Source organism: Formivibrio citricus, from assembly GCF_900115065.1.
Classification (GTDB): domain Bacteria; phylum Pseudomonadota; class Gammaproteobacteria; order Burkholderiales; family Chitinibacteraceae; genus Formivibrio; species Formivibrio citricus.
The window spans coordinates 1-21,642 of the sequence record NZ_FOVE01000025.1; the positions used below are offsets into that span (position 1 = coordinate 1).

The following is a 21,642-nucleotide window of genomic DNA, read 5'->3' on the forward strand; positions in this document are numbered from 1 at the left end:
GGGACAGACCACGGTTTCCTGTGATGGTTTTCTGGTAGAGTGGGAGACGTTTCCGCTATCAACTTGAACCGGGCATGGTCGATGCGATTCGCCGAGCGACCAACGGCAACTTTGCGCTCGGGGATTCGCGATTTGGCGAGGAGATCGGCCGCATGCTAGGCCGGCGCGCCCAACCGGGCCAGTCGGGGCGGCCGAGAAAGCGGGAAGAGCCAGAGTCGCTTGGCTTGTTGTGATCGGAAATTGTGGTCTGTCCCCTATTTGCTTCCTATTTGCTTGATTTGTGTGCCCTATTTGTGCGGCTCAGGACGTTTTTTTGCCGGAAAGGCGCTTGCCCAGTACTACGCCAGTTTTTTCGATGTATTCATAAGAAAAGCGGGAAATCAGGATGACCACGCCGAGGAAGGCCAGTGGCAGGATGGTATTCCCCAAGGCGCTGCCCGTGTCGAGAAACATCTGCCCCGAAGAGGGGACTACGCGAATCCATGAAGGCTCGGACTCCTGATCTTGCCGCAGCAACGCCTGGGTCAGTGCGCTGATCAGCAGGTAGTGCGTAAGGTAGATCGAATAGGACCAACGCCCCAGCAGTTCAAAGACGGGGTGCTTGAGCAGGCGCGATACGATTCCGGCCTCGCGCGCAAAAATCAGGATGAACAGCGCATAAAAGCAGGTGGCCAGAAGGCTGCGGGCGGGGTAAGACCACGTCAGGCAGGCATAGAGACCCGCCAGTACCAGTAGTTCAATCACCCCGTTCCATTTGCCCGGCCAGCGCCCCGCACCGATTTTCTGGCTGAGGGGGTAAATTGCGGCGCCGATGAAAAAACAGGTCACGCCCCGGAAGCTGCCCGTGGAGATGAAGCTGGCGCCTGCGAGTACGCACAGCGCGCAACCGAGGGCGACAAGCTGAAATCCTCGTTCCCGCAGGCGGGTGAGCATCAGCAAAATCAGGCCGAACACGGCGTAGATCGGGAACTCCACGCTGATGGTCCAGGCCGGGCCGTTGAAGGAGAACGGATCGGTTTGCGGCAGCCAGGCTTGCAGCAGCAGGAAATTCGCGCCCCATTCTTTCCAGAAATCGCCCGTTCCGAGCAAGTCCAGCACATCGGAGAAATCGCCATCCAGCCAGGCCAGCGTCGCCAGCATGACGGTGTAGGCCAGCAGCAGAACCCAGTGCAGCGGAAAGATGCGGAAGAGGCGGCTGACCATGAAGCGCCCGAGCCGGGCAGCATCGAAGGATTTATTACCGTAGGTGTGCGCCAGAACAAAACCGCTCAGGGTAAAGAAGTATTCGACGAACAGCCCGGCCGAGCGGAAGAAAGACCATTCGGTGAAGCTGTCCAGAATGTGCAGGTGGAACATGACCACCGACAGGGCAAATAGCCCCCGGAAACTGTCCAGAACGTCGAAGCGCTGCAGGGGCGTGGCGGATGGTGTCGTCATCGTTTTGAAGAGGCAGGCCGGCTGGCGAGCCCGGTGATGGCCGGGCCGCCGAGCCGATGTGATACTCAGTTTTCGCGAGTCACAATATCCCCGCGCAGGCTGTGCGACAGCGCGCCGGTAATGTGGATTTCGACGAAGTGGTTGATCAGGCGCGGGTTGCCGACGAAGTTGACGATGCGGTTGTTGTCGGTGCGGCCGGCCAGCTCGTTCGGGTCTTTTTTGGAAATGCCTTCGACCAGAACGCGCTGCACGGTGCCGATCATGGCGCGGTTGACGGCCTGCTCGCGCTCGTCGAGCCTTGCCTGCAAGCGCATCAGGCGTTTGGTTTTCACTTCCTCGGGCACATCGTCTTCAAGATCGGCGGCCGGGGTGCCGGGGCGGCGGCTGTAGATGAAGCTGAAGCTCGCGTCGAAGCCGACGTCGTCGATCAGCTTCATGGTCTTTTCGAAGTCTTCCTCGGTTTCGCCGGGGAAGCCGACGATGAAGTCGGACGAGAGGCACAGGTCGGGGCGGGCCTCTTTCAGCTTGCGCGCCAGCGACTTGAATTCCAGCGTGGTGTAGCCGCGTTTCATGGCGACCAGTACGCGGTCGGAGCCGGCCTGCACCGGCAGGTGCAGGTGCGAGACGAGCTTGGGCAGCTTGCGGTAGCAGTCGATCACGCGCTGGGTCATCTCGCGCGGGTGGCTGGTGGTGTAGCGGATGCGCTCGACACCCGGAATCTCGTGCACGTATTCCAGCAGCAGTGCGAAATCAGCGATCTCGCCGTCTTCCATCGCGCCGCGGTAGGCGTTGACGTTCTGGCCGAGCAGCGTGACTTCCTTGACGCCCTGTTGCACCAGTCCGGCGATTTCCGTGAGTACGTCATCAAGCGGGCGGCTGACTTCCTGGCCGCGCGTGAACGGCACGATGCAGTAGGTGCAGAATTTCGAGCAACCTTCCATGATCGAGACGAACGCGGTTGCTCCCTCGGTGCGCGCCGGCGGCAGGTGGTCGAATTTCTCGATTTCCGGGAACGAGGTGTCGATCTGCGAAGTGCCGGTTTCGCGGCGCTTGGCGATCAGTTCCGGCAGGCGGTGCAGGGTCTGCGGGCCGAATACCACGTCGACGTACGGCGCGCGCTTGATGATGGTGGCGCCTTCCTGGCTCGCCACGCAGCCGCCGACCCCGATGATCAGGCCCGGCTTGGCCTGCTTGAGCGGCTTGACGCGGCCAAGGTCGGAGAACACCTTTTCCTGCGCCTTTTCGCGTACCGAGCAGGTGTTGAAGAGGATGACATCGGCTTCTTCGATATTGCTGGTTTTGACATGCCCTTCGGCAAACTGCAGTACGTCCGCCATCTTGTCCGAGTCGTACTCGTTCATCTGGCAGCCATAGGTCTTGATGAATACTTTCTTGGTCACAACAAAAATCCGGGTAGGTTAATAGCTGGATGTGGAGGCTGGGGAGCTCAGGCCCTTTTGCTTGAGTTCTTCAGGAGTGAGTATCCACACCTGGAATAGTTCGCCGCGTATGTCGAGCTGGTAATTCACCAGCGAACCGACAGGCAATTGGTGCAGGAAAATGAGGGTGTTTTGCTGGCTGAAGACCCTGAGGCCGGGCGCCGGGCGCAGCGTATCCTTGCCGATGATGACCTGCATGGGCGCAACAGAGCTGACCTCGCCCAAGCGGGCGTTGGCCGGAATCAGTCGCGCCATGGCCTGCGAAGCCAGCAGGGCCATGAACAAAAACAACAGCTTGCGCATGGTTTTTCCTTGGAGGGAAAGGGTGCTGCATTGTAGCGCAAACCGCTTTCACCCGTGGCTTGTCCGGTATGAATGGTTCACAATGCAGGCATGAAACAGATCGTTGAAGTCACGATCCCGGTTTTTCCTGAATGCTGGTCGAGCTGCGGCAACTGCGGGCGAGGCGAAGTGACCGTGGATGACGTCCCGATGGCCGAAGGCAGTTATGTCGAGCGCGACGAGACGATACTTGTTCTGGAGACTGGCAAGGTCGCTCTGGATATCCCCAGTCCTTGCCGCGGCGAGGTGGTGGCGATCCTGGTCAAGCCCGGCGACAGGGTGGAAGAGCGCGAAGTGGTGATGCTGCTGGAAACCTGAGAACCTGTTCTCAGAACAGGTTCCGAAGAAGCGCCGCCTCGCTCTTTGTCCGCAGGAGGCGCAATCCTCTGCTAGGATAAGAATGATTCCCGAATACGGAGCCCGCCATGAAAACCGCCCGCCAGCAACTCGCAGAAAAAGCCTTGCCCGTTACGATCAGCGTTTCCCCCTCCCATACCGTTTTTCAGGCCCTGCAAGTCATGGCCGAATGGAACATCGGAGCCGTTCTGGTGATGAATGGCAACGAGCTGGCCGGCATATTTTCAGAGCGCGATTACGCGCGCCGTGTGGTGCTGGCCGGCAAATCGACAGCGACCACCCCGGTTTCCGAAGTGATGTCTCCTTGCGCATTTTGTGTGTTGCCGGATATTCCGGTCGATGAGTGCCTGGCGCTGATGGTTGAAAAAAGGATACGGTACTTGCCGATCCAGGAAGGGGGCAAGGTGCAAGGATTACTCTCTATTGAAGAGCTGGTGCGGGCAACGATTACCGAGCATCAATTCGCACTCGAGCAACTGGAAAGCTACATCTACCGATGACCACCTGGCTTTTCGATCTCGACGACACGCTGCACCATGCCAGCCGCCATGCCTTTCCGGTGATCAACCGAGCCATGACCCAATACCTGATGGGGCGGCTGGGACTGACCCACTCGGAGGCCTCGTCGCTGCGCCAGCACTACTGGCGGCGCTACGGCGCCACGCTGCTCGGGCTGATCCGCCACCATCCGCATATCGACCCGCACCATTTTCTGTTCGAGACTCATCCGCTGGATGAGCTAACCGAATCCATCCATCCGATGCGCGGCTTGCGCCGCACCCTGCTGCGCCTGAAGGGACAGAAGATCCTCTTCACCAACGCGCCGCGCATCTATGCCGAAACACTGCTGGCCGAACTCGGGGTGAGCGACTGCTTCGACGTGGTTTTCGGCGTCGAGGACGCGCGGCTCAAACCCAAGCCGGACGTGAATACCTACCGCCAACTGCTGCGCCTGCTGCGGGCCGACCCGCGGCGCTGCGTCATGGTCGAGGATTCCAGTTGCAACCTGGTCCCCGCCAAAAAAATCGGTATCAAAACGGTGTGGCTGCGCCGCTCGGCGCGTCGTTCGCTGGCGGCGGATGTGCTGATTCGCCGGCTGGACGAGTTGCCGTTGCGCTTTCGCTGAATCAACTCTGAAGGTGCAGGGCGCTTGTGGGAGCGGTTGCTCCGCGTGTAGGTCGGATAAGCCGTAGATGCCAGCAGGTAGCCCGGATGCCGCGCAGTGGAATCCGGGAACTCGGGTTGCACAGACACACCGGGTTGGACCGCTACCAACGAAAGCCCCGGATTTCACCTTGTTCCATCCGGGCTGCTCGCTTAATCCCGTCCTGCCCGCGTGCGCACGGCGCACCCTACTCCTGACTTGCCTTGTCACTGATCAAAACAATCTGACCCGCTGCCAGTCGAAAAAGGGCCCCGGATCGGTCTTGCGCAGCGGCGCGATGTCGTTGTGACCGACCAGATGCCGGATGGGATAAGCCTGCCGGAGCGCCGGCAGCAGCGCAGCGAGCGTGGCGTATTGCGCTTCGTTGAACGGCACGTAGTCCGATCCCTCGATTTCAATCCCGATGGAAAAATCGTTGCAGCGTTCGCGCCCCAGCCAGCGCGAAACGCCGGCATGCCAGGCGCGCTCGTTGCAGGAAACGAACTGCACGAGCTCGCCATCGCGCCGGATCAGGAAGTGCGCCGCCACGCGCAGGTTGGCCAGGCCCGCATAGAACGGGTGGCTGGCGCAGTCGAGCGTGTTGGTGAACAGCCGCTCGATGTCGTCGCCACCGAATTCGCCGGGCGGCAGGCTGATGTTGTGCAGCACGGCCATGTCGATGGCCGTGCCTTGCGGGCGCGCGTCGTGGTTGGGGCTCGGGACGCGGCGGGCGGTAGTGCACCATCCGTCAGTGGCGACGATGCAGGCCGGCGTCATTGGATTCCCAGCCGCTCCATGCGGTAGCGCATCGAACGGAAGGTGACGCCCAGGATGCGCGCGGCCTGGGTGCGGTTGAAGCGGGTTTTTTCCAGTGCTTCGAGAATCACGGCCTTTTCAACACGGTCGAGGTAATCCTGCAGGGGATACTTGCCGTCGAGCCCCCCGGTGATTTCGGGCTCTTCTCGCTCGGTGATGGTGAGTTGCAGGTCGTCCGGGGTGATGCAGACGCCGTCGGAGAGAGCCTGCGCGCGTTCGAGGATGTTTTCCAGTTCACGCACATTGCCGGGGAAATCGTAGCGCTGCAGCGCCAGTTCGGCCTCATGTCCGAGTTCGGGGGCGGGTGCGCCCTGGCGCGCGGCGAGTTTGCCGAGGATGCTGCGCGCGATCAGCAGGATGTCCTCGCCCATCTCGCGCAGAGGCGGCATGCGCATTTCGATCACGTTGAGGCGGTAGAACAAATCCTGGCGGAAGGTGCCGGCTTCGACGCACTGGGCAAGATTGCGGTGCGTGGCCGAGATGATGCGTACGTCGACCGGTTCTTCGCTGGTCGCGCCGACCTTGCGCACCTTGCGCTCCTGGATGGCGCGCAGCAGCTTGACCTGCATCGCGAGCGGCAGGTCGGCGACTTCGTCGAGGAACAGCGTGCCGCCGCTGGCCGCCTGGAAAAAACCGTCGCGGTCTTCGTTGGCACCGGTGAAAGCGCCCTTGCGGTAGCCGAAGAACTCGCTTTCCATGAGGTTTTCCGGGATCGCGCCGCAGTTCACGGCGACGAACGGTTTCTCGGCGCGGTTCGATTTGGCGTGGATGAGCCGGGCGGCGCGCTCCTTGCCGGAACCGGATTCGCCTGTGATGTAGACCGGCGCCTGGCTCCTGGCGAGCTTGTCGACCAAGGTGAGCACTTGCTGGATGGCGCACGATTGCCCCAGCAGCAGTTGTTCGGTTTCTTCCTCTTCCGCGGCGGGTTCAAGCCGCAGCGCCGATTTGACCAAGGTGCGCAGTTGCTCCAGCGACACCGGCTTGGCGAGGTAGTCGAACGCGCCGGCCTTGAGTGCGGCTACAGCGTTTTCGGTGCCGCCGTAGGCGGTGATGACCGCGACGGGCACGTCCAGCCCCTTTTTCTGGATATGGCGCACCACTTCCAGTCCTTCGCCGTCGGGCATGCGCATGTCGGTCAGGCAGAGGTCATAGTGGGTGCTGTCGAGACTGGCGCAGGCTTCCTGTACGCCGTGCGCCTTGTCGACTTCCAGCCCCATGCGCAGCAGGGTGAGCTCCAGCAGATCGGCAAGGTCGACTTCATCGTCGACCACCAGTGCCCGGCGGGCTGGGGTCTTAGCGGGTTTTTTGGCCATCGTGCAATCCGAAGGTGAGGCGGAAACAGGCCCCGCCTTGCGGCGGAGAAACATATTCTATCTGCGCATTGTTGGCCTGGCAGATCTCGCGCGCGATATAAAGCCCCAAGCCGGTTCCACGTGCGTCGGTGGTGAAAAACGGCTCGAACAATTGGGCCTGCGCTTCGGCGGGGACGGGCGGGCCGTCGTTACAAACGTCGAGCCGCCAGTGTCGCCCTTGTGCCCTTACCGTGAAGACCAGACTGCCATCGTTTTTGCTGCAATAGCGCCAGCCGTTGCGCGCGAGGTTCCAGAGCACCTGATGCAGGTGTCCGGCATCGAAGTGTATTTCCGCTTCCGGGGGACAATCGAGCACGATGGCGGCGGAGATGCCCTCGACCTGGCTGAATTCGTCCAGGAATTGTCCCAGCCATTCTCCGAGGCGGATCGGGCGCATCTGCAACCGGTCGCGCCGGTTGAGCTCCAGCACGTCCTTGACCATGCGGTCGAGCCGCTGGGTGTTTTCACCGATGATGCGCGTCAGTTTGTCGATCAGCGGATCGCGGGATTCTTCAGCCAGTAGTTGTGCGGCGTGGCTGATGGCGCCGAGGGGGTTGCGGATCTCGTGCGCCAGATTGGCCGTGAGCCGGCCCAGCGCTGCGAGTTTGATCTGTTGGGCTTCGCGGCGCAGCCGGTCCATGTCTTCCAGGTAGATCAGGGCGCTGCCGGCAAAGCCGGGAGACAGCGCCACAAAGCGCGGGCGCAAGAGCTTGTGTGTTCCGGGGGCTGTCAACAAGGGAGGTGGCAGGGACGGATCTTCGTGCCAAGCCAGGAGCGCGGCTTCCAGTCCCGGCAACAGGGCGTCGAGCCGGACATCGTGGGTTGGATGGCAGCCGGTGAGGCGTTCTGCTTGCTGGTTGAACTGGCGGATACGGTATTTGCCATCGATCACCAGAACGCCATCGGAGACGTCTTGCAGGATGCGCTGGTTAAGCCGGTCAAGTTTTGCGAGGTCGACGCGCCTTTGTTCGGCGAGCTTCTGGCTTTCCTGGGCATAGCGGGCCAAACGGTGCGCCACCCACGCCACCGCGAAGAATGCCACGCACAGCAATGCCAGCGTGGTGAAGTTGTAATCGACTTCGGGGGAGCGGTAGGCCCGGTAGGTTTCCTCTCCCAGCAGTGCGATTGTGGCGAGCGCGGCATGAAACAGCGTCATCCGCCCTTGGGCAATCAGACCGGCCGCAGCCAGATAGGGAAGCAGCAGCAGCCCGACTCCGCTTTTGAGCCCTCCCAGCAGCGCGATCAGCGTAACGATGAAAATGACGTCGGCAGCGACGTGCAGGGTGAGTTGCTGGTCGAAGCCGGGGCGACGGCGGGCGATGCCTATGGCGAAGGCGATGGCCAGCAGCGAGTAGCCTGCCGCAATGCTGAGCAGGACCGGGTGGGCCATGCGGGAACTGAAGACGAGCCCGCCTACCAGCAATGCGATGACCGTGAGAAGCCGGAAGATGTTGAAAGCGGCGAGCGATTGCCAGTGGGCTTCGCTCGCCGTGGTGCGGTGGTGCTGCTTGAAGTTCGTGATGCTGTGAACGAAGCCCATCAGTCACGCGGAGCGTTTGCGTTGCGTGTCTGGCGTAACGGCGTTTCTTCGAGAAAACGCGTCAGCTCGGACAGCGCAGCTTCGTAAACCCTGCGCTTGAACTCGATCACCGAATCGAGCGGCGACCAGTACTCGCTCCAGCGCCAGGCGTCGAATTCCGGGTGGCTGGTGCGCCGCAAGGACACATCGGAATCGCGGCCGGTCAGGCGCAGCAGGAACCAGATCTGCTTCTGGCCCTTGTAGGTACCGCGCCATTCGCGCCGTACCCAGTTGGTCGGAACATCGTATCGCAACCAGTCGCGTGTGCGGCCGAGGATCTCCACCTGGTTCGGCGCCAGACCCACTTCCTCCATCAGCTCGCGGTACATGGCCTGTTCGGGCGATTCCCCCGGCTTGATGCCGCCTTGCGGGAACTGCCAGGAGTGCTCGCGCACGCGCTTGCCCCAGAACACCTGGTTCCGGTGGTTGACGATGATGATGCCGACATTCGGACGATAGCCGTCTCGGTCGAGCATAGACTTACCCTGCAAACTCTTTGGCGGGGGCCGACCCGGCGGGCAGGCAACCCCGAAATCCGCGATCATGTCGTGGATATCACTCTGGTGGCAGTATACGACAGAGACGGGAGGGCGACCAAGAGCCGATTTCACCTACCGAAACAGGTTCTAAATAAACAGCCGACGGTCGTTGTGCGGGTTCATCCTGGCGAGGTCGGTGACGAACTCGTCGAACTCCAGCCCGTATTCGGCTTTGAGCTTTTCTGCCTTTTCGGCCAGGCGAGCCCATTGCGGGCTATTCTGGCCGCGCCGAAAGCCAAAAGCCACGACGTTCCCCCGTTGCCGGGCGGGCAGGCACAGGATGCGGCCGTCAAATACCCCGCCGAGGCGGGCGCAATATTCCGAGAAGCGTTTGTCCGACCCCCACAGGTTGACGGCCAGTACGCCGTCATCGGTCAGTCGGTCGCGGCAGGCGGCAAAGAAATCCGTGGTGGCGAGCGGCGGGGCGATGCCGGTGGCGGAGTAGGCATCCATCATGATCAGATCGACGCTGTTTTCCTCCATGTGCCAGACATGTGCCGCGCCATCGCCGACGATTACCTGCAGGTGTTCGTCGTCTTCGGGCAGGTGGAACATGCTGCGTGCCACGTTCACCACCTGTTCATGCAGTTCCACGCAGGTGAGGCGGGTTTCCGACATATGGCGGTGCACCCATTTGGGGATGGAGCCGCCCCCCAGTCCGATCAGCAGGGCGTTTTGCGGGGCATCGGTAAACAGCAGAAAGCCCATCATGCAGCGGCAGTAAGTCAAGATCAGTTCGTCCGGGGCGGAAACCTTCATCGCGCTTTGCGTATCGAACTCGCCGAAATGCAGTTTGCGAATGCCGTTTTCCTCGGAAATGTCGATCATGATCTCGCTGTGCGCGCCGGGGCTGTAACGTTTGCTGCGGAACAACATCAGGTATTGCTCCCGCACGCGCCATGCATGTTTTCCGGTTTGCTGGCCAGAATCGAGATGCGGTTTGGTTCGCTGAATTCTTCGCGGTCGAAGGCGATGTCGCCGTCGGCTCGCGGCTTGCCGTCGGCCCTGGCGTTCACGAAATCGTAAATCTTTGGATCGGCAAGGTGCGACGGCACCACGTTGCGCAGGGCCTTCATCATGGTTTCGACGCGGCCGGGGAAGCGACGGTCCCAGTCCTCGATCATTTCGCCGACTGCCACGCGCTGCAGGTTGGGCTGCGATCCGCACAGGTTGCACGGGATGATCGGGAATTGCTTCCACTCGGCGTAACGCTTGATGTCCTTCTCGCGGCAATAGGCAAGCGGGCGGATCACCACATGCTGGCCGTCGTCGGTTACGAGCTTGGGCGGCATGGCCTTGAGCTTGCCGCCGTAGAACATGTTGAGGAACAGCGTTTCCAGAATGTCCTCGCGGTGGTGGCCGAGTGCAATCTTGGTCGCGCCCAACTCGGTCGCCACACGGTAGAGAATGCCGCGACGCAGGCGCGAACACAGGCTGCAGGTGGTCTTGCCTTCAGGGATCAGTTTCTTGACGATCGAATAGGTATCTTCCTCGACGATGCGGTATTCGACGCCGATGCTTTCCAGATAAGTTGGCAGGATCGTTTCATCGAACCCAGGCTGTTTCTGGTTGAGGTTGACTGCGACCAGCGAGAAATTGACCGGCGCGGATTTCTGCAGGCCGCGCAGGATGTCGAGCATCACATAGCTGTCCTTGCCGCCCGACAGGCAGACCATGACCCGGTCGCCCTCCTCGATCATGTTGAAATCGTTGATCGCATCGCCCACGCCATGGCGCAGCCACTTGGTGAGCTTCTTGTTTTCGAACTGCTGTTTTTTCTCCGCTTCGGAAAGTTCGGGTTTGGTGCTGGTTGTCATGGCAAATCCGGAAAGTCAGCCGGATGGATGTACGGCTGTAGATAATTGAATTGGCGCGGATTTTAACGCATATGACATGCGATCAAAAGCAAAGGCCGCTGTGGAAATCACAACGGCCTTTGCTTTTGATCGCGGCCAGTTCGGTTTTCAATTCCCTTTTTTGCATCTGGCGCTTTCGCTTCTCGGTTTTGACATGCGCGCCGCCTTTTTTCAGAGGCGGCGAGCAGGCCACGGGGTTGCGCGGTTTCAAGATGGGCTCCTCCGGACGATAAACGGCGTATGATGGCATAAAAAAATAATAAACGAGGGTAGATCTGCATGCAGAAGGGTGTGCAGAACCTGAGTGTTTGAAGGTTGCTCCAATCACATGTCGAAATTTTTCGCTCGCCTGTTTTTTCGCGGCAAACGGCTCGCACTGTTTTGCTTTTTTTGTATACACGCCAGCCACGTAGCCGCATCGGAGTCGCCTGCTCCTGTCGTTTTGACCCATACCTCTGCGGAAAGCGCGGCCGATACCCGGCAACTCTACAACATCGCGGCTTTGCGGCTGGCGCTGGAAAAAACCCGCGCCGAGTACGGCGATTATCGCCTGCAGCCTGCGCCGCGCATGAATACCGCGCGGGCACTGGAAGAAGCGCGGCGCGGTACCTATCCCAATTTCATGGTGATGACGTCTTTCCAGAACCACTTGCTCGATGCAGGACTGGACTATGCGCGTTTCCCGGTGGATTTGGGCATTACCGGCTTCCGTATCTGTTTTGTTTCTCCGACAGCAAAGACTGCGGCCTCCCAGGCAAAAACACTCGATGAAATACGGCATTTCAGCGTGGGGCAAGGGGTCGGCTGGGCCGATGTGGCCATATTGCGTCACAACCAGTTCAAGGTGGTGACCGTGCCCGTCTACGAAGATCTTTTCCTGCGGGTGGCGGCCAACAATTTCGATCTTTTTTGCCGGGGAATCAACGAGCTTGAAGCGGAGTATGACAAGCGCCGCACGGCGATCCCCGGCTTGGATTACGACCGGAGTTTCGTGCTGTCCTATCCGCTGCCGCGCTTCTTCTTCTCGGGCAAGGGCAACGGCAAGGCGTTGGAACGGGTCGGCAAGGGCTTGCAAATGGCCTACAAGGACGGTTCGCTACGCAAGCTTTGGCGCGAGCATTACCAGCATGCCATCAACTTTTCAAAGCTGAAGCAGCGGAAGATTTTCCAGCTGGAAACGCCCAATATCGACCGGATCGATTTCGATTACCGGAAGTATTTCTTCGACCCGCGCCGGGATTGACATTAGGCGGCTGCGCCTTCGCATCTGGCAGTCGGGCGGTGCTCGGAATCCTCATGTACTCGCATGTACATTCCGGTTCCTGCGCTCCGTCCTCCTGCCACCTGCTTTGGCTCGCTCGCCTACTGTTTTCTGCGTCTACCTTACAAATGCAGGCTGCGCCCGCCGTCTACCGGCAAAATCGCGCCTGTGACATACGGCGCTTCAAGCAGGAAGCGGATCGCGTGGGCGATGTCCTGCGGCTCGCCGGTGCGGCCCAGCGGGATCGTCGCCTGGATGCGCTCGCGGGCCGGGGCGTCGAACCAGGTTTCGTTTTCCGGCCACAGGTTGACGCCTGGCGCCACGGCGTTGACGCGCACAGCGGGCGCGAGTTCGCGCGCCAGCGCCTTGGTCATGGCCACGATGCCGGCCTTGGCGATGGTGTAAACCGGGTGCCCAGCCAACGGGCGCTCGACGTGAATGTCGGCAATGCTCACGATGCAGCCTTGGGTGCGAGTCAACTCGGACGCGGCAGCTTGGGCGAGGAACAGTGGCGCCTTGAGATTGGAGCCGATCAGGTCGTCCCACGCGGGCTCCCCGATCTGGCCGACAGGCGTGGGGTAAAAAGACGAGGCGTTGTTGATCAGCGCATCGAGCCGGCCGAAGTTCACCAGCGCGGCATCGATCAGCGCCGGCAGGTGCGCGGTTTGCAGCAGATCGAGCTGGCAGGTGGCGACGGAGTTTGACCGTATGGCATTGAGTTCGGCGGCCAGATGGTCCGCTTCTTTTTGCGAGTGGCGGTAATGCAGCAGGATGCGCCAGCCGTGGGTGTGCAGTTCGCGGACGATTCCGGCGCCCACTCGCCGTGCCCCGCCGGTAACGAGCGCAACTTTCTCGTGCATCGTGGTCTCCCGCATTAAAATTGAATCGTCCCAACCAAAATTGATTCTCAACCTCCCATGCCCAACCCGCAAGCCCATAATTCCCAGCTTCCCGAGCCCGGCCCGGACGCGCGCGCTGTCAGCGATGCGCTCGTCAACCTGATCCGAGCCGAGATCGAACGCGCCGGCGGCTGGATTTCGTTTTCCGACTACATGCGCCTGGCGCTCTATGCGCCGGGCTTGGGTTATTACAGCGCCGGCGCGGCCAAGTTCGGTACGGCGGGCGATTTTGTCACTGCGCCGGAAATCTCGCCCCTGTTCGGCGCGTGCATTGCGGCGACGGCGGCCGATGTGCTGGCGGCACCGGAGCTGGGCGGGCAAGGCGCCATTCTGGAGATCGGTGCGGGAACCGGGCGGCTGGCGGCGCAGATACTCAAATCGCTGGCTGAGAAGAATGCCTTGCCGCGGCGCTACTGCATCCTGGAGCTTTCCGCCGACCTGCAGCAACGCCAGCGCGAGTTGCTGGCGCAAGAGGTACCCGATCTGCTCGACCGAGTGGCATGGCTGACCGCCTTGCCGCAGGATTTTCGCGGTTTCATCGTCGGCAACGAAGTGCTCGACGCCATGCCGTGTGCGCTGGTGCATTACTGCGAATCCGGCTGGCTGGAACGTGGCGTGGTCTGGCGCGATGGGTTCGCCTGGGAGGACCGCCCGATCCGCGACATGAACCTGATGATGCAGGCGCTGGTGCTGCCCGTCGCCGGCAATTACCTGACCGAAATCCAGCTCGAAGCGCAGGGCTTCGTCAAGAGCCTGGCCGGGAGTCTTTCCTGCGGCGCGATCCTGCTCCTCGATTATGGATTCCCCGCCGCCGAGTATTACCACCCGCAACGCCACATGGGCACGCTGATGTGCCATTACCGCCACCACAGCCACACCGAACCGTTCTGGCTGCCGGGTTTGTGCGACATCACCACGCATGTCGATTTTTCCGCGATCTGGCGTGCCGGCGCGGATGCCGGGCTGGCGCTGGAGGGCTATCTCACGCAGGGCGCCTACCTCGTCAACGCCGGTCTCATGGACGAGCTCAACCGGCTCGATGCCGCCGACATGAAGGCGTATCTCGCTGGCGTATCCGCCGCACAGAAGCTGGTCAATCCCACGGAGATGGGCGAGCTGTTCAAGGTCATGGCGTTCTCAAAGGGGTTGGAGCTGCCCGATTTGCTGGCGGGGTTCCAGACCGGGGACGATTCGGGACGCCTCTGATGCGCATGCGGGGCGGGTTTGTGGAGTGGTAACCGCACCTGGCTCTGTGTCAGCGCGGAGCCTGAAAAGGAAGCTTCCCTTGCCAGACAACAACACGTGACCAATCCGGAAGTGCTGGAGCGGCAATTCCTCATCGGACGATAAGCCGATGGCAAATTTGGTGTGTGAAAACTACCATTAGATTTGTTCGATCGATTCAAGCAGGGGATACAAATGAACAAACTGGATGTGAAAACGCGTTTGGCGATTGCTTTGGGGGTCGCTTTTTTGGGTATCGTTCTGCTATCGGTTTTTACCTTGTTTGAAAGCCGGGCATCCGGGCTTGTCGGGCACCAGGAGCGCATCAAGCATCTGGTTGAAGTGGCTAACGGGATCGTGGGCAATTACCAGAAGCTGGAAGCGGAAGGGAAACTGACGCGCGCCGAGGCGCAGCAACAGGCCAGGGAAGCACTGCGTTCACCGCGTTTCAGCAAGGACGATTATTTCTTCATCTACGATTTTGAAGGCCGCGCCGTGATGGTCGCCGGGAACCCGAAAATCGAAGGTCAGATCATGCTGGGCAAGGCGGATACCCGGGGCTACAAACTGTGGGATGCCTTTGTCAGTACGGCCAAGGGGCCGGGGGCCGGTTACGTCGAATACTGGTTCCCGCGTGCCGGAGCGACGGAATCATCACCGAAACTGGCGTATGTTGCAGCCGTTCCCGGATGGAATTGGATTGTCGGAACGGGGGTGTATATCGACGATGTCAGCGTGGCCATGAAACGCAAAGCCATACAGTACGGTCTTGTGACGCTGGTCATCATCGCATTGGCCGGAGTGATCGGAATTCTGGCCGCGCGTAGCATCGTCCTGCAATTGGGGGGGGAGCCGACCATGCTGATGGCCATCATGCGCCGGGCAGCAAACGGAAATCTGGCCACGGATTTTCCGGTGAACGGTAATCAGGACAGCGTGTTGGCCAACCTGAAATCGATGCTGGAAGGGCTGGGCAAGCTCGTGCGCGACGTCGGCCAGGCCTCGTCGGCTTTGGGAACGAGTGCCGACATGGTTTCCGATGCGGCAAGCCAGGTTTCCGAAATGGCGCGCTCGCAGTCTGACAGTACCAGCGCCATGGCTGCGGGGGTCGAGGAAATGACGGTTGCCATCAATCACATTGCAGACAGCGCCAACGAAACCGAGGCCGAATCCCGCCGGGCTGCCAAACTGGCCGAGGAAGGCGGAGAGCACATGAATTCTGCCGTGGCCATGATGCAATCCATCGAGCGTACTGCCCAGATGGCTAGCGAGCGGGTCGGGGGTCTGGCGCAGCGTGCCCAGCAAGTGGGCAGTGTGACGGCCGTTATCAAGGAAATTGCCGATCAGACCAATTTGCTGGCGCTCAATGCCGCGATCGAGGCCGCGCGTGCCGGCGAAACCGGGCGCGGTTTTGCCGTGGTGGCCGACGAAGTTCGCAAGCTGGCCGAGCGCACCGCCAGCGCAACCGTGGAAATCAACCAGATGATTATGACCATGCAGCAGGAAACGCACTCTGCCGTCGAGGTGCTGGGCGAATCCGTGCCGCAGGCCCGCCAAGGTGTGGCCCTGACCGAATCGACCGCGGCGGTTCTGAGTGAGATTCGCGCCGGCGTGCTGTCTACTCTGGATCGTATCCGCGAAGTGGCTTCGTCCACACGCGAACAGAGCCTGGCCAGTACCAGCATTTCCCAGCAGGTGGAGCGGATTGCGCAAGCGGTGGACGAAACCAGCGCGACCATGGCGGCCTCCGCAGAAGAGGCCCGCAGGCTGGAAGCGTTGGCGCAAACCTTGCAAGGGAACGTATCGCGCTTCCAGGTTTGATCGTCTACGCATCAAACAACCGCGTGTTGCATCGAAAGCCTTGGCAGTCATTCTGCCAAGGCTTTCAATTTTTCAGATGCTGTAGTCGGCGTAAACCTGCGCATTCCTCGGTACGAGATAAACCCGTTCGCCGACCTGCCATTGCCCGCGCTGGTAGTGTTCGCGTACCAGTTCGACTTCCACCGTTTCATGATCGGCGGTCTGCACTTCCAGCCGCACCGTCGCGCCAAGCAGGCGGACGTGGCCGATCTGACCGGCAATCGCGCCTTCGGTCGATTCGCGCGAAAGATCGATCTCGTGCGGGCGCACGTAAACCAGCGCGCCGGCATCGGACTGACCCGGCGCGGCAAAACGCTGGCCGGCGACTTCGGCCCAGCCTTCGTGCACGCGGGAGTGGAACAGGTTCACGTCGCCGAGGAACTGGTACACGAACGGGCTCGCAGGCTGGTCGTAGACCTGTTCCGGTGTGCCGATCTGTTCGACTTGCCCCTTGTTCATGACCACGATGCGGTCGGCGACTTCGAGCGCTTCTTCCTGATCGTGTGTCACGAAAACCGAGGTAACGTGCACTTCGTCGTGCAGGCGGCGCAGCCAGCGGCGCAGCTCCTTGCGCACTTGCGTGTCGAGCGCGCCGAACGGCTCGTCGAGCAGCAGCACTTTCGGCTCCACGGCCAAGGCCCGGGCGAGCGCGATGCGCTGGCGCTGGCCGCCGGAGAGCTGGGCCGGGTAGCGATCCGCCAGCCAGTCGAGCTGTACCAGCTCCAGCAGTTGATGCACGCGGCGCTTGATCTCGGCTTCGGACGGGCGGGTTTTCTTGGGGCGCACGCGCAGGCCGAAGGCGACGTTCTCGAACACGGTCATGTGGCGGAACAGCGCATAGTGCTGGAACACGAAGCCGACCTGCCGTTCGCGGACGTGGGCGTTCGTGGCATCGCTGCCGTGGAACAGGATCTGCCCGGCATCCGCGGTTTCCAGCCCGGCGATCACGCGCAGCAGCGTGGTCTTGCCGCAACCGGACGGGCCGAGCAGTGCCAGCAGCTCGCCGCTTTTGACTTCCAGGTTGATGTCGTTCAACGCCTTGAAAGCGCCGAACTGCTTGGTGATACCCTTGATTTCGATGCTCATTTGACATTCCTTTTGAACCACAGAGGCACGGAGTCAGAGAGAAAAGCGGAGAATCCAAATTCGTTTCCCGCCAAGTCATCGTCTTGTTCCAGGCGTTTTCCTGCTCTCTGTGCCTCGGTGTCTCTGTGGTGAATCGTTTTTGACCTTATTCGGCGTTTGCTGCAGCCCGTGCCGCTTCGGTATCGCGCTCGGCTTTCCATTCCACCCAGGACTTCAGCGCCAGCGTGACGAGCGCGAGCAGTGCCAGGATCGAGGCGCAAGCGAAGGCACCGACGAAGTTGTATTCGTTGTAAAGAATCTCGACGTGCAGCGGGATGGTGTTGGTCATGCCGCGGATATGCCCGGAGACCACCGATACCGCGCCGAATTCGCCCATGGCGCGCGCATTGGCGAGGATCACGCCGTACAGCAGGCCCCACTTGATGTTAGGCAGGGTCACGCGCCAGAAGGTTTGCCAGCCGGATGCACCGAGCACCATCGCGGCCTGTTCCTCGTCCGACCCTTGCGCTTCCATCAGCGGGATCAGCTCGCGAGCGACGAAGGGGAAGGTCACGAACAGCGTGGCCAGCACGATGCCGGGAACGGCGAAGATGATCTTGATGTCGTTCTCTTCGAGCCACGGGCCGAACCAGCCGTGCGAGCCGAACAACAGCACGTACACCAGCCCGGCCACGACCGGCGAGACCGAGAACGGCAGGTCGATCAGCGTCACCAGCAGGCTCTTGCCCTTGAAATCGAACTTGGCAATCGCCCAAGCCGCGGCCACGCCGAAGGTCAGGTTGAGCGGGATGGCAATCGCTGCAGTGACGAGTGTCAGCTTGATGGCGGACAGCGCATCGTCATCGACCAGCGCGGCCAGATAGAGCTCCCAGCCTTTGTTCAGCGCCTCGGCGAAAACGGAAACCAGCGGCACCAGCAGGAACAGGCCGATGAAGGTGAGAGCCGTTCCGGTCAGCAGCCATTTCACCCAGGGCGTTTCGTCGGTGATGCCGCTACGGCGTGGTTTGGTGCTCATGTTCTTCTCCCCAGTCGTTTCGCAGTCCACCACTGCAGCAGGTTGATGACCAGCAGCATCGCGAACGAGGCCGCGAGCATGACCACGGCAATCGCGGTGGCGCCGAGGTAATCGAATTGCTCCAGCTTGGAAATGATCAGGAGCGGCGTGATTTCCGATTCCATCGGCATATTGCCGGCGATGAAGACCACCGAGCCGTATTCGCCGATGGCGCGCGCAAAGGCCAGCGCAAAGCCGGTCAGAAGCGCCGGCCAGATCGTGGGCAGGATCACGCGGGAGAAGATTTGCCAGCGGCTGGCGCCAAGGCTGGAAGCAGCTTCTTCCAACTCGATTTCCAGGTCTTCCAGTACCGGCTGCACGGTGCGTACCACGAAGGGCAGGCTGATGAAAATCAGCGCGATCACGATGCCTAGCGGCGTAAAGGCGAGCTTGATTTCCTTGCCGAGCAACTCGCCGATCAGCCCGTCTTCGGCGAAATGCTTGCCGATCCAGCCGTTGGGCGCGTACAGCGTGGCGAGCGCGATGCCGGCCACGGCGGTGGGCAACGCAAACGGCAGATCGACCATCGCATCGATCAGGCGCTTGCCGGGAAAGGAGTAACGCACCAGCACCCACGCCACCAGCAGGCCGAAAACCAGGTTGAGCAGGGCCGCGATGAACGAGGCCCCGAAGGTCAGCCGGTACGAGGCCACCACGCGCGGATCGCTGACTGTGCTCCAGAAATCGGCCCATTCCAGCCCGGCCGTCTTGTAGACCAGCGCCGACAGCGGCAGGAGCACGATCAGCCCCAGGTAGAACAGCGTATAGCCCAGGCTCAGATTGAAGCCGGGCAGGACGCTGGGTTTTTTGAAGGTCATTTCAGTTTTCCGCTTTTTTAACCTGAAAATTTCACCACAGAGTCACAGAGGGTGGGAGAAGGGCAAAATCGACCACTTGCGCCATCTCTCCTTTCCTCGTCACCCCGGCGCAGGCCGGGGTCCAGTAGCTTGAAGCAGCTTCGTTGCTGGATACCGGCCTTCGCCGGTATGACGCTCAGTTGGCCATTTCATGGAGCGAGCCAAAGCAAGTTGCGAAGGCGTAGCCGTTCCATCATTTCTTCTTCGCGTTGGCCGCCGCGATCTGGTCATAAATCGCCCGGTCGTTGAAATGCTTCTGGCCAATCGCTTTCCAGCCGCCCAGATCGTTGACCGTGAAGAGTTTCACGGACGGGAACTGCTTGGCGTATTTGGCGAACACGGCTTTGTCGCGCGGGCGCAGGTAGTTCTGCGCGGCAACCGTCTGGCCCTCCGGGCTCCAGAGATACTTCAGGTATTCCTCGGCCTGTTTGCGGGTGCCTTTCTTGTCCACGACCTTATCGACGACGGAGACGGGCAATTCGGCTTCGATCGAGATTGAGGGATACACCACCTCGAAGCGGCCGCGGCCGAATTCGCGCGCGATCATTTCGGCTTCGTTCTCGAAGGTCACCAGCACATCGCCGATGTTGCGCTGCATGAAGGTCGTCGTGGCACCACGACCACCGGTATCGAGCACCGGCACGTTCCTGAACAGCGCGGCGACAAATTCGCGCGCCTTCTGTTCGTTGCCGCCCGGCTGTTTCAGGGCATAGCCCCAAGCCGCGAGGTAGGTGTAGCGGCCGTTGCCGGCGGTTTTCGGGTTGGGGATCACCACGTTGACACCAGGGCGGGTCAGATCGTTCCAGTCCTTGATGCCCTTGGGGTTGCCCTTGCGCACGATCAGCACCTGCAGGCTGGTGAACGGCGAGGCGTTGTTCGGCAGGCGCGTGGCCCAGTTGGTGGGCAGTTGCTTGCCGCGTTCGGCAATCGCATCGATGTCGCTGTGCTGGTTCATGGTCACGACATCCGCCTGCAAGCCCTCGATCACCGAGCGCGCCTGCGGCGACGAACCGCCGTGCGATTGCTGGACGACCACCTTCTCGCCGGTCTTGCCCTTCCAGTATTTCTGGAACGCCGGGTTGTAGTCCTTGTAGAAATCGCGCATCACGTCGTAGGAAACATTGAGCAGGGTGGCATCGGCCTGCACCAGATGGCTGGAAAGCAGCAGGGCGGGCAGTAAGGCGAACAGACGAGTTTTCATGACATCCTCCGGCGTGATTGTTGGATGAGATTTTCTCTCGATGTCGTTCAAACAAAAAAGAATAAATAATTCATTGTTAAGTGCTGAAAAAGAATAAGGGCGCTGCGCTAAAAAGTGCGGGAACCTTCTGTTTGAACTCGTCACCCCGGCGTAGGCCGGGGTCCAGGCTCTTGAACGTTGCAAACACTGGATACCGGCCTTCGCCGGTATGACGACAGCTTCAAATGCCGGAAAAAACGAGCCGCACGGGGCGGCTCGAAAGGGAGGAGAGGTAAAGTGGAGAGGGGTTATTTGCCGGGTTTGTAAATCCGGTCAAACGTCCCGCCATCGGCAAAGTGCGTTTTCTGCGCCTTGGTCCAGCCGCCGAAATCCTTGTCGATGGTCAGCAGCCTCAACTTGGGAAACTGCCTGGCATATTTGGCAGCGATTTCCTTGTCGGTCGGGCGGTAGTAGTGCTTGGCGGCGATTTCCTGCCCTTCCTTGCTGTACAGGTATTGCAGGTAGGCTTCGGCCACCTTGCGCGTACCCTTCTTGTCGACGTTCTTGTCGACCACGGCAACCGGCGGTTCGGCCAGGATGGAGATCGACGGGTAGACGGTATCGAACTTGTCCGGCCCCCATTCCTTGCCGGCGAGTTGCGCTTCGTTTTCCCAGGCGAGCAATACATCGCCCAAGCCGCGCTCGGCAAAGGTCACGGTCGCGCCGCGTGCGCCGGAGTCGAGCACCGGCACGTTCTTCAGGATCTTGCCGACGAACTCGGCCGCTTTTTGCTCGTTGCCGCCCGGTTGCTTGAGCGCATAGCCCCAAGCCGCGAGGTAGTTCCAGCGCGCCCCGCCGGAGGTTTTCGGGTTCGGCGTGATGACCTTCACGTCCGGGCGAACCAGATCGTTCCAGTCCTTGATCTTCTTGGGGTTGCCCTTGCGCACCAGGAACACGATGGTCGAGGTATAGGGCGAGCTGTTGTGGGCGAACTGCTTCTGCCAATTCGAATTGAGCTTCTTGCCCTTTTCCGCGATGGCGTCGATGTCGTAGGCCAATGCCAGCGTGACCACGCTGGCATCCACACCGTCGATCACCGAGCGCGCCTGCTTGCCGGAGCCGCCGTGCGACTGGCGGATGGTGACATCGTCGCCGGTCTGCTGCTTCCAGTGGGCGGCAAAAGCCTTGTTGTAGTCCTGATACAGCTCGCGGGTCGGATCGTAGGAGACGTTGAGCAGGTTGACGCGCGCGGCCCATGCCGTGCTGCCGATGGCGGCCAGAGCCAGCGTGGCGATGATCTTGTTGAAGCGCATGGTGCGGTTTCCCCGTGATTGGATATGGAGCGAGTCTAAGCGGCTTT

22 protein-coding genes are annotated in these 21,642 nt (G+C 60.9%); 6 read left to right on the forward strand and 16 right to left on the reverse strand.

From position 1 onward, the window contains the following. Positions 1–300: 300 nt before the first annotated feature. The 3 genes from BMZ36_RS13245 to BMZ36_RS13255 all read right to left on the reverse strand — a co-directional run bounded on the left by BMZ36_RS13245 (position 301) and on the right by BMZ36_RS13255 (position 3,179). The gene (locus tag BMZ36_RS13245) at positions 301–1,437 is read right to left on the reverse strand and encodes an acyltransferase family protein (RefSeq protein WP_091197748.1); all 1,137 of its coding nucleotides are present in this window, start codon (positions 1,435–1,437) and stop codon (positions 301–303) included. A gap of 65 nt (positions 1,438–1,502) precedes the next feature. Then, entirely contained in the window at positions 1,503–2,798 is a 1,296-nt protein-coding gene (gene miaB, locus BMZ36_RS13250; RefSeq protein ID WP_245747950.1) for a tRNA (N6-isopentenyl adenosine(37)-C2)-methylthiotransferase MiaB, read from the reverse strand. Between the two features lie 57 nt (positions 2,799–2,855). Continuing rightward, on the reverse strand, positions 2,856–3,179 hold the full coding sequence (locus tag BMZ36_RS13255; RefSeq protein ID WP_091197755.1) for a hypothetical protein: 324 nt from the start codon (positions 3,177–3,179) through the stop codon (positions 2,856–2,858). Positions 3,180–3,269: 90 nt separating this feature from the next. Here BMZ36_RS13255 and BMZ36_RS13260 point away from each other — a divergent pair, with 90 nt between their 5' ends. The 3 genes from BMZ36_RS13260 (at position 3,270) to BMZ36_RS13270 (ending at position 4,701) form a co-directional block, all read left to right on the forward strand. Further along, positions 3,270–3,536 (forward strand): biotin/lipoyl-containing protein, encoded by a 267-nt coding sequence (locus BMZ36_RS13260; protein WP_177187890.1) that lies wholly within the window; start codon positions 3,270–3,272, stop codon positions 3,534–3,536. A 107-nt stretch (positions 3,537–3,643) separates the two neighbouring features. After that, entirely contained in the window at positions 3,644–4,075 is a 432-nt protein-coding gene (locus BMZ36_RS13265) for a CBS domain-containing protein (RefSeq protein ID WP_091197763.1), read from the forward strand. Then, on the forward strand, positions 4,072–4,701 hold the full coding sequence (locus BMZ36_RS13270; protein ID WP_091197766.1) for a pyrimidine 5'-nucleotidase: 630 nt from the start codon (positions 4,072–4,074) through the stop codon (positions 4,699–4,701). The genes BMZ36_RS13265 and BMZ36_RS13270 overlap by 4 nt, the downstream gene beginning before the upstream one ends. A gap of 252 nt (positions 4,702–4,953) precedes the next feature. Here BMZ36_RS13270 and ampD read toward each other — a convergent pair whose 3' ends face one another. The 7 genes from ampD to BMZ36_RS13305 all read right to left on the reverse strand — a co-directional run bounded on the left by ampD (position 4,954) and on the right by BMZ36_RS13305 (position 11,072). After that, complete coding sequence (gene ampD, locus BMZ36_RS13275; RefSeq protein WP_091197770.1) at positions 4,954–5,496, reverse strand: 1,6-anhydro-N-acetylmuramyl-L-alanine amidase AmpD; 543 nt, start codon at positions 5,494–5,496, stop codon at positions 4,954–4,956. Continuing rightward, on the reverse strand, positions 5,493–6,848 hold the full coding sequence (locus BMZ36_RS13280; RefSeq protein WP_091197775.1) for a sigma-54-dependent transcriptional regulator: 1,356 nt from the start codon (positions 6,846–6,848) through the stop codon (positions 5,493–5,495). The genes ampD and BMZ36_RS13280 overlap by 4 nt, the downstream gene beginning before the upstream one ends. Continuing rightward, entirely contained in the window at positions 6,829–8,427 is a 1,599-nt protein-coding gene (locus BMZ36_RS13285; protein ID WP_091197779.1) for a sensor histidine kinase, read from the reverse strand. Before BMZ36_RS13285 ends, BMZ36_RS13280 begins: the two co-directional genes overlap by 20 nt. Further along, the gene (locus BMZ36_RS13290) at positions 8,427–8,942 is read right to left on the reverse strand and encodes an RNA pyrophosphohydrolase (RefSeq protein WP_091197784.1); all 516 of its coding nucleotides are present in this window, start codon (positions 8,940–8,942) and stop codon (positions 8,427–8,429) included. The genes BMZ36_RS13285 and BMZ36_RS13290 overlap by 1 nt, the downstream gene beginning before the upstream one ends. Before the next feature lie 150 nt (positions 8,943–9,092). Continuing rightward, entirely contained in the window at positions 9,093–9,881 is a 789-nt protein-coding gene (locus BMZ36_RS13295) for a fused MFS/spermidine synthase (protein ID WP_091197788.1), read from the reverse strand. Further along, positions 9,881–10,822 carry a tRNA 2-thiocytidine(32) synthetase TtcA gene (gene ttcA / locus BMZ36_RS13300; protein ID WP_091197791.1) on the reverse strand — a complete coding sequence of 314 codons (942 nt, stop codon included), beginning with the start codon at positions 10,820–10,822 and terminating at the stop codon, positions 9,881–9,883. The genes BMZ36_RS13295 and ttcA overlap by 1 nt, the downstream gene beginning before the upstream one ends. A gap of 82 nt (positions 10,823–10,904) precedes the next feature. Beyond that, the gene (locus BMZ36_RS13305) at positions 10,905–11,072 is read right to left on the reverse strand and encodes a hypothetical protein (protein WP_218142737.1); all 168 of its coding nucleotides are present in this window, start codon (positions 11,070–11,072) and stop codon (positions 10,905–10,907) included. Positions 11,073–11,189: 117 nt separating this feature from the next. On the opposite strand from BMZ36_RS13305, the gene BMZ36_RS13310 reads away from it, so the two are divergent. After that, on the forward strand, positions 11,190–12,104 hold the full coding sequence (locus BMZ36_RS13310) for a transporter substrate-binding domain-containing protein (protein ID WP_091197799.1): 915 nt from the start codon (positions 11,190–11,192) through the stop codon (positions 12,102–12,104). A 140-nt stretch (positions 12,105–12,244) separates the two neighbouring features. Here the strand turns inward: BMZ36_RS13310 and BMZ36_RS13315 are convergent, their stop codons facing one another. Continuing rightward, positions 12,245–12,982, reverse strand: a complete 738-nt coding sequence (locus BMZ36_RS13315) for a pteridine reductase (RefSeq protein ID WP_091197802.1) — start codon at positions 12,980–12,982, stop codon at positions 12,245–12,247. A gap of 57 nt (positions 12,983–13,039) precedes the next feature. Here BMZ36_RS13315 and BMZ36_RS13320 point away from each other — a divergent pair, with 57 nt between their 5' ends. Beyond that, positions 13,040–14,227 (forward strand): class I SAM-dependent methyltransferase, encoded by a 1,188-nt coding sequence (locus tag BMZ36_RS13320; RefSeq protein WP_091197805.1) that lies wholly within the window; start codon positions 13,040–13,042, stop codon positions 14,225–14,227. 213 nt (positions 14,228–14,440) lie between these two features. Then, entirely contained in the window at positions 14,441–16,066 is a 1,626-nt protein-coding gene (locus tag BMZ36_RS13325; RefSeq protein WP_091197808.1) for a methyl-accepting chemotaxis protein, read from the forward strand. Positions 16,067–16,138: 72 nt separating this feature from the next. Here the strand turns inward: BMZ36_RS13325 and BMZ36_RS13330 are convergent, their stop codons facing one another. The 5 genes from BMZ36_RS13330 to BMZ36_RS13350 all read right to left on the reverse strand — a co-directional run bounded on the left by BMZ36_RS13330 (position 16,139) and on the right by BMZ36_RS13350 (position 21,595). Then, entirely contained in the window at positions 16,139–17,191 is a 1,053-nt protein-coding gene (locus BMZ36_RS13330) for a sulfate/molybdate ABC transporter ATP-binding protein (protein WP_091197811.1), read from the reverse strand. Between the two features lie 145 nt (positions 17,192–17,336). Beyond that, positions 17,337–18,206 carry a sulfate ABC transporter permease subunit CysW gene (gene cysW / locus BMZ36_RS13335; protein WP_091197813.1) on the reverse strand — a complete coding sequence of 290 codons (870 nt, stop codon included), beginning with the start codon at positions 18,204–18,206 and terminating at the stop codon, positions 17,337–17,339. Then, positions 18,203–19,063, reverse strand: a complete 861-nt coding sequence (gene cysT, locus BMZ36_RS13340; RefSeq protein WP_091197816.1) for a sulfate ABC transporter permease subunit CysT — start codon at positions 19,061–19,063, stop codon at positions 18,203–18,205. The genes cysW and cysT overlap by 4 nt, the downstream gene beginning before the upstream one ends. A 232-nt stretch (positions 19,064–19,295) precedes the next feature. Beyond that, on the reverse strand, positions 19,296–20,303 hold the full coding sequence (locus BMZ36_RS13345) for a sulfate ABC transporter substrate-binding protein (protein ID WP_091197821.1): 1,008 nt from the start codon (positions 20,301–20,303) through the stop codon (positions 19,296–19,298). Between the two features lie 287 nt (positions 20,304–20,590). Beyond that, positions 20,591–21,595: a sulfate ABC transporter substrate-binding protein gene (locus BMZ36_RS13350; protein ID WP_091197823.1), complete on the reverse strand. Its 1,005-nt coding sequence runs from the start codon at positions 21,593–21,595 to the stop codon at positions 20,591–20,593. Positions 21,596–21,642 lie beyond the last annotated feature (47 nt).

Bases quoted from the DNA above. Each gene is read 5' to 3' on its own strand.
- BMZ36_RS13280 (WP_091197775.1), bottom strand. From the start codon at position 6,848: ATGGCCAAAAAACCCGCTAAGACCCCAGCCCGCCGGGCACTGGTGGTC.
- cysT (WP_091197816.1), bottom strand. From the start codon at position 19,063: ATGACCTTCAAAAAACCCAGCGTCCTGCCCGGCTTCAATCTGAGCCTG.
- BMZ36_RS13260 (WP_177187890.1), top strand. From the start codon at position 3,270: ATGAAACAGATCGTTGAAGTCACGATCCCGGTTTTTCCTGAATGCTGG.
- BMZ36_RS13345 (WP_091197821.1), bottom strand. From the start codon at position 20,303: ATGAAAACTCGTCTGTTCGCCTTACTGCCCGCCCTGCTGCTTTCCAGC.
- BMZ36_RS13320 (WP_091197805.1), top strand. From the start codon at position 13,040: ATGCCCAACCCGCAAGCCCATAATTCCCAGCTTCCCGAGCCCGGCCCG.
- BMZ36_RS13325 (WP_091197808.1), top strand. From the start codon at position 14,441: ATGAACAAACTGGATGTGAAAACGCGTTTGGCGATTGCTTTGGGGGTC.
- BMZ36_RS13285 (WP_091197779.1), bottom strand. From the start codon at position 8,427: ATGGGCTTCGTTCACAGCATCACGAACTTCAAGCAGCACCACCGCACC.
- BMZ36_RS13315 (WP_091197802.1), bottom strand. From the start codon at position 12,982: ATGCACGAGAAAGTTGCGCTCGTTACCGGCGGGGCACGGCGAGTGGGC.
- BMZ36_RS13310 (WP_091197799.1), top strand. From the start codon at position 11,190: ATGTCGAAATTTTTCGCTCGCCTGTTTTTTCGCGGCAAACGGCTCGCA.
- BMZ36_RS13295 (WP_091197788.1), bottom strand. From the start codon at position 9,881: ATGTTGTTCCGCAGCAAACGTTACAGCCCCGGCGCGCACAGCGAGATC.
- cysW (WP_091197813.1), bottom strand. From the start codon at position 18,206: ATGAGCACCAAACCACGCCGTAGCGGCATCACCGACGAAACGCCCTGG.
- BMZ36_RS13265 (WP_091197763.1), top strand. From the start codon at position 3,644: ATGAAAACCGCCCGCCAGCAACTCGCAGAAAAAGCCTTGCCCGTTACG.
- BMZ36_RS13350 (WP_091197823.1), bottom strand. From the start codon at position 21,595: ATGCGCTTCAACAAGATCATCGCCACGCTGGCTCTGGCCGCCATCGGC.
- ttcA (WP_091197791.1), bottom strand. From the start codon at position 10,822: ATGACAACCAGCACCAAACCCGAACTTTCCGAAGCGGAGAAAAAACAG.
- BMZ36_RS13330 (WP_091197811.1), bottom strand. From the start codon at position 17,191: ATGAGCATCGAAATCAAGGGTATCACCAAGCAGTTCGGCGCTTTCAAG.
- miaB (WP_245747950.1), bottom strand. From the start codon at position 2,798: ATGAACGAGTACGACTCGGACAAGATGGCGGACGTACTGCAGTTTGCC.
- ampD (WP_091197770.1), bottom strand. From the start codon at position 5,496: ATGACGCCGGCCTGCATCGTCGCCACTGACGGATGGTGCACTACCGCC.
- BMZ36_RS13245 (WP_091197748.1), bottom strand. From the start codon at position 1,437: ATGACGACACCATCCGCCACGCCCCTGCAGCGCTTCGACGTTCTGGAC.
- BMZ36_RS13290 (WP_091197784.1), bottom strand. From the start codon at position 8,942: ATGCTCGACCGAGACGGCTATCGTCCGAATGTCGGCATCATCATCGTC.
- BMZ36_RS13270 (WP_091197766.1), top strand. From the start codon at position 4,072: ATGACCACCTGGCTTTTCGATCTCGACGACACGCTGCACCATGCCAGC.
- BMZ36_RS13255 (WP_091197755.1), bottom strand. From the start codon at position 3,179: ATGCGCAAGCTGTTGTTTTTGTTCATGGCCCTGCTGGCTTCGCAGGCC.